This window comes from Phycisphaerae bacterium (genome assembly GCA_018003015.1).
Taxonomy (GTDB): domain Bacteria; phylum Planctomycetota; class Phycisphaerae; order UBA1845; family PWPN01; genus JAGNEZ01.
In genome coordinates this window covers 171,926-183,925 of the sequence record JAGNEZ010000004.1, presented here as the reverse complement: position 1 = coordinate 183,925, position 12,000 = coordinate 171,926, and the positions used below count along the sequence as shown (strand labels likewise).

At 64.6% G+C, this 12,000-nt stretch carries 11 protein-coding genes; 7 read left to right on the top strand and 4 right to left on the bottom strand.

The features are described from left to right. Positions 1 to 172 precede the first annotated feature (172 nt). Complete coding sequence (gene kdsB, locus KA354_03325) at positions 173 to 961, top strand: 3-deoxy-manno-octulosonate cytidylyltransferase (protein MBP7933660.1); 789 nt, start codon at positions 173 to 175, stop codon at positions 959 to 961. Between the two features lie 3 nt (positions 962 to 964). Then, complete coding sequence (locus KA354_03320) at positions 965 to 2,761, top strand: CTP synthase (protein MBP7933659.1); 1,797 nt, start codon at positions 965 to 967, stop codon at positions 2,759 to 2,761. Positions 2,762 to 2,924: 163 nt separating this feature from the next. Here the strand turns inward: KA354_03320 and KA354_03315 are convergent, their stop codons facing one another. Next, on the bottom strand, positions 2,925 to 4,046 hold the full coding sequence (locus KA354_03315) for a M24 family metallopeptidase (protein ID MBP7933658.1): 1,122 nt from the start codon (positions 4,044 to 4,046) through the stop codon (positions 2,925 to 2,927). A 148-nt stretch (positions 4,047 to 4,194) separates the two neighbouring features. Between KA354_03315 and KA354_03310 the strand changes: the two genes are divergently transcribed. Both KA354_03310 and KA354_03305 read left to right on the top strand, forming a co-directional pair. Next, positions 4,195 to 6,267, top strand: coding sequence for a right-handed parallel beta-helix repeat-containing protein (locus KA354_03310; GenBank protein ID MBP7933657.1), 2,073 nt, complete (start codon positions 4,195 to 4,197; stop codon positions 6,265 to 6,267). Positions 6,268 to 6,336: 69 nt separating this feature from the next. Continuing rightward, positions 6,337 to 6,675, top strand: coding sequence for a YbjQ family protein (locus KA354_03305; GenBank protein MBP7933656.1), 339 nt, complete (start codon positions 6,337 to 6,339; stop codon positions 6,673 to 6,675). A 37-nt stretch (positions 6,676 to 6,712) separates the two neighbouring features. Here the strand turns inward: KA354_03305 and KA354_03300 are convergent, their stop codons facing one another. Continuing rightward, positions 6,713 to 7,264 (bottom strand): hypothetical protein, encoded by a 552-nt coding sequence (locus tag KA354_03300; GenBank protein MBP7933655.1) that lies wholly within the window; start codon positions 7,262 to 7,264, stop codon positions 6,713 to 6,715. A 185-nt stretch (positions 7,265 to 7,449) separates the two neighbouring features. Here KA354_03300 and KA354_03295 point away from each other — a divergent pair, with 185 nt between their 5' ends. Both KA354_03295 and KA354_03290 read left to right on the top strand, forming a co-directional pair. Beyond that, positions 7,450 to 7,821 carry a hypothetical protein gene (locus KA354_03295; protein ID MBP7933654.1) on the top strand — a complete coding sequence of 124 codons (372 nt, stop codon included), beginning with the start codon at positions 7,450 to 7,452 and terminating at the stop codon, positions 7,819 to 7,821. A 68-nt stretch (positions 7,822 to 7,889) separates the two neighbouring features. Then, positions 7,890 to 8,534: a hypothetical protein gene (locus KA354_03290; GenBank protein ID MBP7933653.1), complete on the top strand. Its 645-nt coding sequence runs from the start codon at positions 7,890 to 7,892 to the stop codon at positions 8,532 to 8,534. An 83-nt stretch (positions 8,535 to 8,617) separates the two neighbouring features. Here KA354_03290 and KA354_03285 read toward each other — a convergent pair whose 3' ends face one another. Then, the gene (locus tag KA354_03285; protein ID MBP7933652.1) at positions 8,618 to 9,034 is read right to left on the bottom strand and encodes a hypothetical protein; all 417 of its coding nucleotides are present in this window, start codon (positions 9,032 to 9,034) and stop codon (positions 8,618 to 8,620) included. A 135-nt stretch (positions 9,035 to 9,169) separates the two neighbouring features. Between KA354_03285 and KA354_03280 the strand changes: the two genes are divergently transcribed. Beyond that, complete coding sequence (locus KA354_03280; protein ID MBP7933651.1) at positions 9,170 to 10,912, top strand: hypothetical protein; 1,743 nt, start codon at positions 9,170 to 9,172, stop codon at positions 10,910 to 10,912. Positions 10,913 to 11,156: 244 nt separating this feature from the next. Here KA354_03280 and KA354_03275 read toward each other — a convergent pair whose 3' ends face one another. Next, positions 11,157 to 11,990: a BtpA/SgcQ family protein gene (locus KA354_03275; GenBank protein MBP7933650.1), complete on the bottom strand. Its 834-nt coding sequence runs from the start codon at positions 11,988 to 11,990 to the stop codon at positions 11,157 to 11,159. Positions 11,991 to 12,000: the final 10 nt, after the last annotated feature.

The window sequence follows — 12,000 nt, the reverse complement described above, 5'->3', positions numbered from 1 at the left end:
CCGGGGCTTATGCTATGCAGGGCGAGACCGGGATACAAGGCGAGCACCGTGGTCCTGTCATGGTGCAGAGCAAAAGGGGGAGACCGCCCTTTGACAATGGCGAGGGGCGCGGTTACAGTTCGCCGTTGTCCGCTGATCAACCGTTGGCCCTCCGACGCGGGTGGGTTGCCGTTTGTTGGCTGCCGCAGTCATTCCTGCTCGTTACGCCTCCACACGTTTTCCCGGGAAACCTCTCGCCTCGGAGACAGGCAAGCCGCTGATTCAGCACGTTTATGAGGCGGTGTCGAGGGCTCGCCGGCTCGATCGAGTACTGGTCGCCACTGACGACAGCCGGATTGCCGGCGCGGTTCGGGCGTTCGGCGGCGAGGTGGTCATGACCCGGGCGGATCACCCCAGCGGAACCGACCGGGTGGCCGAGGCCGCCGCCGGCCTGGCGGTTGATCTGATTGTGAACGTCCAGGGTGATGAACCGGAGATGGAGCCGGAGGCGATCGACGCCTTGGTTGATCTCATGGCCGCTCGCCCGGACACCCCCATGGGCACGCTGGCGTGCCGATTCCGGCGAGTTTCCGACGTGCTGAATCCCGCCTGCGTGAAAGTCATCCTGGACAGGGCTTCGAACGCAATCTACTTCAGCCGCAGCCTGATCCCTTACCCACGTGATACCAAGGGCGAGGTGGACCATCCCGGTCGCTGGCTGTTGCACCTGGGCATCTACGCGTTTCGCCCGGCTTTTCTGCAAGAACTGACCCGCACGCCGCCGAGCGAGCTTGAGCGAGTCGAACAGCTCGAGCAACTTCGCGTGCTGCAGATGGGTCGGAAGATCGTGGTGGCGGTCGTGGAGCGATCCAGTACCGGGATCGACACGCCCGAACAATATGCGGCGTTCGTCGAACGATATCGGAACCGGGCGGCCGGCCTCCGGCACACTGAGCATCACCAACCAACTCAACAGAGGTAAGACATGAATTCCGAGAAGCTACTGGCATCGTTGAGTTATGCGTCAGACGAGACCGAGTTTTACGCTCCGATGCCCGCCGGCTACAAGCCGGGCAAGACGAAGTACGTGTTCGTTTTCGGCACGGTCATGAGCGGTCTGGGCAAGGGCATCTTCTCCAGTTCGCTGGCCAAATGCCTCAAGAACAAGGGGCTCACCGTGGCCCCGATCAAGCTTGAAGGCTACCTGAACGTCGACTCCGGCACGCTGAATCCCTACCGCCACGGCGAGGTCTACGTCCTGGACGACGGCATGGAGACCGACATGGACCTGGGGACTTACGAGCGAATGCTCGACCAGGACCTGAGCCGCGTGAATTTTGCCACCAGCGGTCAGATTTTCACCCGCGTACTGGAGAAGGAGCGGCGCGGCAGCTACCTGGGGCGCGACGTGCAGATGATTCCCCACGTCACCGGCGAGGTGAAGATCAAGCTTCGGGAGCTGGCCGTAGCGTCTGATGCCGATGTCGTGTTCGTCGAGATCGGCGGAACGGTGGGCGACGTCGAGAACGCCTACTACATCGAGGCCGCCCGCGAAATGGCCTTCGAGGAAGGGGCCAACTCCTGCGCCTTCGTGGCTCTGACCTACATCATCTCGCCCCCCAAGCTTGGCGAACAGAAGTCCAAGGCGGCCCAGCTCGGCATCCGCGGCCTGCTGGCGGTGGGGATTCAGCCGCACATCATCGCCTGCCGGGCGTCCGAGCCCGCGTCCCGCAAGGTCATGGAGAAGCTTGCCCTGTACAGCAACGTGCCCATCGATCGGTTGTTCTCGATGCATGACTGCGACAGCATCTACGTGATCCCGGATATGCTCCGCGGCGCCGGGATGGACGACGCGGTGATCGACATTCTCGGCATCCGCGACCGGGTTCATCCGGAAAACGAGACCCGGGCCCGGGAGGCCTGGACCGGCTTCATTCAGCGGCTGCGCACGCCCACCCGCGAGATCCGCATCGGAATGATCGGCAAGTACACATCGGTGCGCGACAGCTACGCGAGCATTCTGCACGCTCTGGAACACGCCGGCGCGGCCGTCGAAGCCCGAATCCAGGTCGTGTGGATCGACAGTACCGACATCACCGACGCCACTGCGGCCAAGGCCCTGGCCGAGGTGGATGGCATCATCGTTCCCGGCGGCTTCGGCGTGCGCGGCACGGAAGGCAAGATCGCCTGCATCAAGTGGGCCCGGGAAAGCGGCATCCCCTACCTGGGCATCTGCTACGGATTCCAGATGGCCGTGATCGAGTTCGCACGCAATGTCTGTGGTCTGACCGACGCCAACAGCACCGAGATCGACCCCGACACGCCTCACCCGGTCATTGACATCCTGCCCGAACAGAAGCAGATAGAGGGCCTTGGAGGCAACATGCGCCTGGGCGGGCGCGACGTGCTCATCAAACCCGGCACACTGGCCGCCGAGCTGTTCAACAATGCTCCCGAGACGAGGCTGCGTTTCCGCCACCGCTATGAGGTCGATCCCCAGTACATCGAGCGACTGGAGAAGGGCGGCATGATCTTCTCCGGCAAGGCCCCGGACTACCCGATCATGCAGATCCTCGAGCTGCCGACCAGCAAGCACCTGTTCTTCTTCGGGACCCAGGCTCACCCGGAGATGCAGAGCCGTCCACTCCGACCGCAGCCGATGTTTCACGGTTTGGCCCGAGCCGCCCTTGTCTACGCCGCCCGGCACGGCCGCGGTCAGCGCCCGACTTCGCCGGCAGCCGCCGCGGCCACTGCGCCCAACGCAACCGCGATGCAGGCGTAGGGATCACGGTCGGGCACCGGACCGGGCGACCTTCGGGGGGGCGGCGCCCAGCTGCGCCGGAAGCAGACGCCTCCGACTGGCACAGCTCTCGGCGGGCCGGACAGACGCAACCCGCCGAGCCGCACCTGGTGGATTCTCTTCCAGCCGAGACCCCTGCCGCTCTTCAGAGTTCCATGATATCGCAGCGTGGATACGTCTTTCCTCCGCCGGGATACGACGTGGTCGGCCATGCTCCGGTGGCGGTCAGGATCTCGCTCTCCAGCAGGTCGGTGAGGATCGTGTCCTCGCTCTTGGTTCCGGCGATGGAGGGATTCCAGGCGAAGGCCTGGCCAGACAACACGGGAGTGGTATCGCCCGGAACGGCCTTGACCTCGCGAGGAAGGTAGCCGGTCGAGCCGCCTTGATGATGCCGCCGCCACTCGTCCGGGAATCCCGTCTCCGCGTACATCCGCTGGGCGACCGCGAAGACCTCTCCGAGCGTGCTGCATGGGCGGGTAGCTCCGATCATGGCCGCATCCACCCGACACACCGATTCGTGACGGCGGCGCAGATCCTCATCGATGGGCCCGAACGAGAACAACCGGGTGCACGAGACGATGAGGCCCCCGCGTTCGGCCCCGACGGCGACCAAGCCGTACCGGTCGAACCTGGCGGTCGTCGGAATCGGATGCCGATAGCGGGCAGCGCGGTCGTCGGCCGCGGCCAGGAGGGTTGGCACCCGGATCCCCCGCTCGAGCAGCGAACCGGCCAGTCTGCCGGCCAGTTGGTGCTCGGTCATGCCGCGACGAGCCCGCCGACAAGTCTCCTCCAGGCACGCGGCCGTCTCCCGAGCCAAGGCGTGGATCCTCGCCGTTTCCCCATCCGTCAGCGACCAGCGGAGGCAATCGAAATCACCTCCGAGGAGGGCAACGGTCTCCGGCAAGCCGGCTACTCGCACGTCGCATGCCGCCCGCAGGTCACCCAGCACAACTCGCCACAAACGTGCTGCCGACTCCGGATCGTGCCAAGGGCAGGCATGAACCGCGAATCCGAGTACGCTCAGCTCCTCGTCGAGAACCCGCCGCTCTTCGATCCAGCTGGTCACACACACCGTCCGCTTCGGACGACTGATCACCAGCGAGGCTGCGCCCACTTCCCCGCCCGTGCCCACATGGTTCAGACCTCCCCCCGTGAACCAGGCGAAATTGCACCGCCGCGTGAGGACGACGGCGTCCAGGCAATGACTGTCGAGGTACTCGACAACGCGTCCACGTTTCTCCTGGCACTCGGCAGTATCCGATGGCATTCTCAGGTCTCCTGGGCAACCGCCCCGTCTCGTGCGGCTGGACCCCGATTCTACTCGATCACCCTGGCGAGCACCCGGCACCCCTTGCATGGCAGTGAAAACCCGATTAAACCGGTGAGCACGTGTCTACCCTTGAAGGAGCCCTGCGATGCGACCCTCCTTGCTCACCCTGGTCATGATGCTGTCGACATCCCCGGTTCTCGGTTTCGACCTGTTCGTCGCCACGGGCGGCAACGACGGCTGGAGCGGCAGGCTGGCCGCTCCGACCGGTGACGGCCGGGACGGCCCGTACGCCACACTGGAACGAGCCCGCGATGAGATCCGCCGCCTGAAGAAGGACAACACGTTGCCAGCGGGGCCGGTCAACGTGTTTCTGCGGGGCGGGGTGCATGCTCTCTCCCGGCCGTTCGAGCTCACCGCGGTCGACAGCGGCAGCAAGGACGCGCCAATCACCTACCGCGCCTGGCAGAGCGAACAGGCTCGACTGATCGGCGGGCGCGAGGTGACCGGCTTCAGGAGAGTCACGGACGGAGCCGTTCTTGCCCGGCTCGACCCGGCGGCCAAGGACCAGGTCTACCAGGCGGACGTGAAAGCCCTGGGTGTCAGCGACTTCGGTGAAGTGGTGAAAGCGGGCCAGCGGTTCGAGCTGTTCTTCCAGGACAAGCCCATGACCCTGGCCCGCTGGCCGAACGAGGGTTTCGTGCGGATCGTCAACGTGGTCGGCGGTGAGCCCACGCAGATTCACGGCCACAAAGGCGACAAGATCGGCAAGTTCACCTACGAGGGCGACCGCCCGAGTCGCTGGAAGGGGGAACCGGACATCAGGCTGCTGGGCTACTGGTTCTGGGACTGGGCCGACGCTTACGAGAAGGTGGATTCGATCGACACCGAGAAGCGCATCATCTCGACCGTGCCCCCCTACCATCACTACGGCTACCGCACGGGCCAGCGCTACTGTGCACTGAATCTGCTGGCCGAACTCGACTCGCCCGGCGAATGGTACCTCGACCGCGGTGCGGGCATCCTCTACTTCTGGCCGCCGGCGGCGATCGACTCGGCGAAGGCGTTCGTATCCGTCACCGAGCGCATCGTCACCCTGAGCAGTGTTTCTTACATCACCATCCGCGGCCTGCGCCTGGAGTTCAGCCGGGGCACGGCCATCACCGTGAAGGATGGCTCGTGCAACCTCGTTGCCGGCTGCACGCTGCGGAACCTGGGCGGCCAGGCGGTGACCATCTCCGGCGGCACGGAGAACGGCGTGGTCGGCTGCGACATCCACGACACCGGCGACGGGGGCATCACCCTCAACGGCGGCGACCGAAAGACGCTCGCCCCGGGCATGCACTATGCGGTCAACAATCACATTTACGACTACAGCCGGACCAGCAAGACTTATCGCACGGCCGTCAGCACCTCGGGCGTCGGCAACCGCATCGCCAACAACCTCATCCATGACGCCCCGCACATGGCTCTGGGCCTCAGTGGCAACGAACACCTCATCGAGCTCAACGAGATCCACACCGTCTGCATGGATACCGACGATGCCGGCGCGTTCTACATGGGGCGGGACTGGACCTGGCGCGGCAATCTCATCCGGTACAACTACTTCCACCACGTCGGCAGGTTTTCCGGCAACGTGGGCGTGCAGTCGATCTACCTCGACGACTGGGCCAGCGGCACGACCGTGTTCGGCAACATCTGCTACCGCGGAGGGCGAGGCATCCTCGTGGGCGGCGGGCGAAACAACACCGTGGAGAACAACGTTTTCGTCGACTGCAAGCCGGCCGTCCACGTCGATTCACGCGGCCTGGGCTGGGCGAAGTATTACTTTGACCAGACCGACAATACGCTGGTTGAGCGGCTCAAACAGGTGCCCTACCAGGATCCGCCCTGGAGCACGCGGTACCCCGAGCTACTGACCCTCTACCAGGATGAACCCGCCCTGGCCAAGTACAACGCGGTGGTTCGCAACATCTCGACCGGCGGCCGATGGCTTGACCTTCTCGACGGCTTGACCGACAAGGTCGTGACCGTGAAGGACAACCTGGTGGACCAGGACCCGCACTTTGTTGACCCGGCCAAGGGCGATTTCCGGCTCAAGGACGACTCACCGGCGTTCAAGCTGGGATTCAAGCAGATCCCGGTGGAGAAGATCGGGCTATACAAGGACGAGCTTCGGGCCTCGTGGCCACCGGCCGGCAGACCGGCAGGCAAGCCATAGAAGACCTCTGGCGGCCCCATCGCCGTGGAGTGATGCGGGCCCAGTGAAGTTGTATCAGGAGCATTCGCCATGTCGATTCCCACGACAACAACGTTCAGCGTTGAAGGCTATCGGATCAGCCGGTACCTGGGTGTTGTGCGCGGCATTACCGTTCGCGCACCCACGATCTCGCAGGGCATTCTCGGCGGACTCAAGTCGATCGTCGGCGGGCGAATCGGGGCCTACACCGAGATGTGCGAGCAAGCTCGCCAGCAGGCCTACGAGCTTCTCGTGGACCACGCGATCGCCTTGGGGGCCAACGCCGTGGTGGGGCTCCGGTTTGACGCTTCCGAGGTGGCGAGCAAGTTCAGTGCCACGGAAGTGCTCTGCTACGGAACGGCGGTGGTGATCGAACCGGAGAGGGGCTGACCCTCGCTGGACGCGGCTGCCCGGCACCACCTCGGCATCACTCCGTGCCATCCTTGGCCCGGCGCCGGCGTGGGACCGCGCCGGCCGCGAATGGCGGATAGGACTCCGGCAGCTTCCGCAGCGCCTTCCAGCGGTGGATGAACGACTGAGGGTCGCGCCGGTATTCGGCGATGAGTTCCCAGGTGTACTGACGGCCGCACTCCGGGCAGCGATAGTGGTCGGGCAAACCGGTCAGGTCGTAGCCGCAGAAGATGCAGAAGGGCTCGGTTCGGGCCTGCACCGCCACCCGAACGACATAGACAGTCAGGGAAACGGCCACCGCGACGCCCACCCCGATCATCTTGACGCCCAGGAAGGCGAGTGAACCCGCCACGGGTGTGAAGAACAGACTGGCCAATCCGAGGATCAGCAGGACAACCGCCGGCACCAGATACACCCATCGGTACCCCACGTAACGAACCAGTTCACCCCACCCTGGCCGCCACCACCGGATCAGTTCGTCCCCCTCCGTCCCGCGCGGCACGATCGGATCGGGCGACGCCAGGCGGCCGTAATCTTCTTCAGGCTGGCGTATCGGCGGTTCGGACACCGAGCTTCCTCCGTGCCACGTCACAGCAACGTCGTGCAGCAACCGTGGTCCATTGTACCAACTTCTCCGGCCAACTGCCTCCGCGGGATGCAGGCCTGCCTCGGCTGGGGTACAATGGGCGGGAGGAATCAGATCGATTCCCATCATGCCGTCCGACGCGATCGATAGCAACCGAGGGAGCTACCATGTTTGAGATGTTGTGGTGGGCGCAGCAATCGCCGATGTCACAAGCCCCCGCCGACGCAGCCTGCGCCAGACACCGAGCAGCGGATGCATCCATCCGGATTCGTCAACTGGAGGCGGATGTCGATCGTCTGTTGCTGATCAACCGGGCCCTGTGGGAACTCGTTCGGGCCCAGCACGGACTCGAGGACAGCCATCTGGTCGATAAGGTGAAGGAACTCGATCTTCGCGACGGCCGTCTGGATGGCAAGCTCACTGCCCACCAGACCCAACGATGCCAACGGTGCGGGCGAACGCTCAGCCGGAAGCACCCACGGTGCATCTACTGCGGCGGCGAGAGTTTCCAGACGGATGCTTTCGAGACGGTGAGATAAAAACGAGAGGTTTGTTCCGTGGGCATCTTCAGGGCGTTCAAACAAGGCGGCAAGGCGCTGGTGCTCCCATGAAAAGCCGATCACTACTGCTGTGGACCGCGGCGGCAGCCCTCGCCCTGCCTGACACGGACTCGAAGAAAGACACTGATACGGAGGTTCGAAAAACCATGTTCATGCCTCTCCCCTTAACGGACGATTGGACGAAGTGGATGGTCGGCGACTGGGAGGGAGCCGGCACATCCGACAGTGGAAAAGGCTCCGGCACGGCCCACATCGAGTTGGCCCTCGGCGGTCAATTCCTGATCTGCCGCGGCGACGCCAAGATCACCGAGTTGAACCCCGACTACCTCAAGAAGCACATGCACGCCACCGACGAGGAAATCGAGCGATTCCGGCGTTCGGGCTACCAGTCACTCGAGGTATACACGATCGACCAGCAAACCGGCGAGGTGATCGGCTTTCTGTTCGACAACCTGCGGTGCGTGGCTCAAGGCAAGGGGACGCGCGACAAGGGCAAGGAGACTGTCGCCTGGGAATGGCACAGCGGCCACAAGAGCACGCGGATCACCGAGCGGGTCAGCGATGACCGGATGAGGGTGACCGAACGAACGCTCAATCCCGACGGCAGCGTGATGGAGGACAAGGGCGAGATGGTGCGGGTCACGCGGCGGCCCGTTTCTTCGAGCCATCCCACAAACAGCGACAACACGTAGATCCCCCACCGCCACCATCCGGTCACACCACGCACCTGGCGACTGCGACTAGCGGAAAGCCGCGTAGGCGAACCGGTATCGGGTCAGCCCCTTGCAGCGTAGAACCTTTTGACCGACAAATGGCAGCTCGAGAGCTCACCACATCGCCGCTGAATCGAACCGATCCGCCAGCAACCGAGCGACTCGGAACGACCGGCCCATCCAAACGGCGAACACGACCATGGCTGCCAAACCCTCCGACCGGCCAGATCGACCTGCCAGCCGAGGCTGATGCGATAGAAGATCACACCCAGCAGCGCGCCGTACAGCCAGGCCGCACCGGCAGTGACGCGTGACATGGCCGCGAACCAGGGTACCAAGGCAACCCGGCCCGCTTGGTGGAAGTGGACCGGCTCATCACAGGCCGCCATCAGTCCGCCGGAAAGAATGCCCGCTCCCGCCGACCAGATCCACAAGCCTCGCCGCTCGCTTGATCGAGACGCGACCGCTTCGCCGTCCATGAGGCACCTCCTCTCGGACGCGCGCCACGAGGTCTCTTCAGACCCCTGACCTGACTACACCGCCGCCTGGCCCGCGGTCTCGCCGCTTCATTGTCGTCGCTTGTACACGGTTCCGGCGACCTATAGACTGATGGCATGGCTCGTCATGCAAAGCTCGGGGATCGAACCGATATCACTCCGCGAATGGTGGTCTTTTTCGCCGGCGGCACGCTGCTCCTGAGCACCCTGATCCTGCTCATCTCGGCGGGTCTCGCGGCCGCACCGGCCTATCGCATCAGCGGCACGATCATCGGCTCACCTCAGGACGCCGATACGCTGACGCGATGCCAGGCGATCGCCCGAGCGAGCGACCACGCTCGAACGGATGGAAGATGGACCAGTCAGGTTGATCTGAAACAAGGGACCTTCACGCTATCTCTGGAAGCCGAGAACCCGACGGCCGGTGTAGCGGCGGTCGACCGTGTTGCCCGGGACATCGTGGATCGGGTCAACTCCCAGCTGGCCAGCAGGCCCGCGATCGATCCGGCCGTGGCGGCAGAGAACGCCCGGCTGCGTCGTCTGATCGACGATTGTGATCGGCAGCTGGCTGCGGCGTCCCAGCCGGCTGCTTCGCAACCCCACCGTGTGGCCGACCTCCTGGTCGCGCTCCAGCAGACCCTGACCGAGCGACAAAAAAACGCCGCCCGACTCAAGGAGATCGCCGTTCAACTCAAGCAGCCGCCGCCGACGGCCGACCAGGTCACCCTGACGACGATGCCGGCCACGCTGCCGAGCCACGAGGGCGCCCAGGCTCTCCGGCGGCTCGAAGCGGATACCACGGCCTTCAACCAGCGGCAAGGCCGGCTCGCCGAACTCCTGCGCGAACTGCTCGACACAAGTATGGAGCGACTGGAAATCGCCAAGTCCGCGGTTGACGAGAAGGCCGGAGGGCTGGGCGGCGCTGTCCCGGCCGATTCCGACCCGGACGTCCGCAAGCAGCTTCAGACTATCCGGGAGGCACTGCAGGCCTGGACGACGACAACCGGCGAGCTGGCCGATGCCTGGAGGAGCAAGAAGGAGGATCTGGAGGCGGCGGGCCCAGCGTTCGACGCCCCGGTGTGCCAGGCGGCGCTCGAGATGGCCGCCAAGGACTTCCTGCAAGAGGGGGACAAGGCCCGTGCCCGGATCCAGGTCGCCCTGACCACCATCAAGGAAGGGGGAGACGAGCCCACCAAACGGATCATTCTGCACCGCAATCTCAGCCAGCAGATTCAACCGGCCCTGGAGGCCATGGACAAGGCCCAGGCGGCGGCACGACTGGTCCAGCAGAACGAAAACGCCCAGCTGGCGGCCACGGTCAAGATGGTTGCCAGCCTGCGTGATCGGGTCAGCAGCCAGCGCGGTGAAATCCAGTCGCAACTGCGCGAGCACGCATTGCAGGATCTCCGGGCGAAACACGAAGAGCAACTGGGAGGCCTGCGTCTTCGGCACGAGGAGAACCAGCTGAGGGCGTCTGAGCTCGAGACGGCCATGATCGGCGGAATCGCCGAGATCGTCGGCCTGCTGGCAGTGCAGGAATCGCAGCGGCAAAGCAGCTCGCGGGTCCTGCAGCTCCAGCGGCAGCGCGGGACGCTACTCGAGCAACTCCTGAAGCTGAAGGAGCGGCCGGCACCCGAGCATCCCACCCCGCTGCGCTGTCAAGCCGCCCACGTCACCGCGATCATCACGCCTCCGGGGCCGGGTCTCAGCCAGACCTTGCGCGTGGGCATAGGGCCGATGATCATCAGCTTCATGGCCGTTGGTGGCATCTGGTGGTTATTCCGCTGGCGCCGGGCACAGGGCACGCTTGACGATCTCGCCCGGGAACTCAAGATGGCCTCGCAGCGAGGTAAGGAATGACACCCGCGATGGGCCCGGACACCTTTCTCGGCCAAGGTGTCCTTTTTCAGCTCCGGCCGCATGGTCCGCCTCGTCGCTGCATGGCCGATACTTGCCCGCGACGTACCGCCGCGAGAGATCCGGATCAGTCGAGACCACCTTTAAGAGGTATATGTGTTCGGCGTCGTTGGCCGGCCGCCTCCTGCAAGCCCCTGCCAGAGATGCATCTAACGGGGATCCCGGCTGGTCAGTCAGCATGTGTGTTTCAGCACGCTCTCCCGCCGGTCAGCCGCTGCGCCGCCCTGATCATCGCTGCGACACGATCGGGATCGGGCGGCTGATGCCATTGGCCGTCCTGCTTGATGAACGAGCCGACGATGAACACGTCGGCGAAATCCCAGTATCCACCGAGGTTGTCCGGGGTGAGTCCTGAACCCACGGCAACCGGTAGCCCCACGACCGCACTGAGCTCGCGAACATCGGCCAGCGAGGCGGCCTGACCGGTGGCGGTTCCCGTGACGATGATGCCATCGGCTCCGAAGAATGCCGCCGCACGAGCGGTCTCGGCCAGATCGACATCCGCGGTCATGGCGTGGCTGGAGTGCTTCTTCTTGACGTCGGCAAAAACGCGGATGTGCTCGGCGCCAATCTCCCGCCGGTACCGCAGCAGCCGGGCCGCGTCGGCCTCGGGCATGAACCCCTCATCGGCCACGTGGGCGAAGACGAAGTTTTCCGCCCGAATGAACGTCGCCCCACCGGCCATCGCCACCGCGAGGGCCTCGCGATTCGCGCCCGCCAGCACTTGCACGCCGATCGGTAGACTCACCGTTTCGCGCACGGCCTGCAGCACGGCGGTCATGCCGGCCACGATCTCCGGCCCGACCGCCTGTCGCAGGTAAGGCCGGTCGTGCATGTTCTCGATCATGATCGCGTCGAAACCGGCATGGGAGAGCAACCGAGCCTCGGCCATGGCTTGTTCGACGATCTGGGAGACCGGGAACCGGGCCAGCGGCGTACCCGGCAGTGCCTGAACGTGAATCATGGCAACCATGGCCTTCGGGACGCCGAACAGTTCAGTGATTTGGCTGTTGTCGTTCATAGCAGAAGCC

What these genes read in the sequence shown, in the direction of transcription:
- KA354_03320 (MBP7933659.1), top strand. Translation starts at nt 965, where the DNA reads ATGAATTCCGAGAAGCTACTGGCATCGTTGAGTTATGCGTCAGACGAG.
- KA354_03315 (MBP7933658.1), bottom strand. Translation starts at nt 4,046, where the DNA reads ATGCCATCGGATACTGCCGAGTGCCAGGAGAAACGTGGACGCGTTGTC.
- KA354_03310 (MBP7933657.1), top strand. Translation starts at nt 4,195, where the DNA reads ATGCGACCCTCCTTGCTCACCCTGGTCATGATGCTGTCGACATCCCCG.
- KA354_03305 (MBP7933656.1), top strand. Translation starts at nt 6,337, where the DNA reads ATGTCGATTCCCACGACAACAACGTTCAGCGTTGAAGGCTATCGGATC.
- KA354_03295 (MBP7933654.1), top strand. Translation starts at nt 7,450, where the DNA reads ATGTTTGAGATGTTGTGGTGGGCGCAGCAATCGCCGATGTCACAAGCC.
- KA354_03290 (MBP7933653.1), top strand. Translation starts at nt 7,890, where the DNA reads ATGAAAAGCCGATCACTACTGCTGTGGACCGCGGCGGCAGCCCTCGCC.
- KA354_03285 (MBP7933652.1), bottom strand. Translation starts at nt 9,034, where the DNA reads ATGGACGGCGAAGCGGTCGCGTCTCGATCAAGCGAGCGGCGAGGCTTG.
- KA354_03280 (MBP7933651.1), top strand. Translation starts at nt 9,170, where the DNA reads ATGGCTCGTCATGCAAAGCTCGGGGATCGAACCGATATCACTCCGCGA.
- KA354_03275 (MBP7933650.1), bottom strand. Translation starts at nt 11,990, where the DNA reads ATGAACGACAACAGCCAAATCACTGAACTGTTCGGCGTCCCGAAGGCC.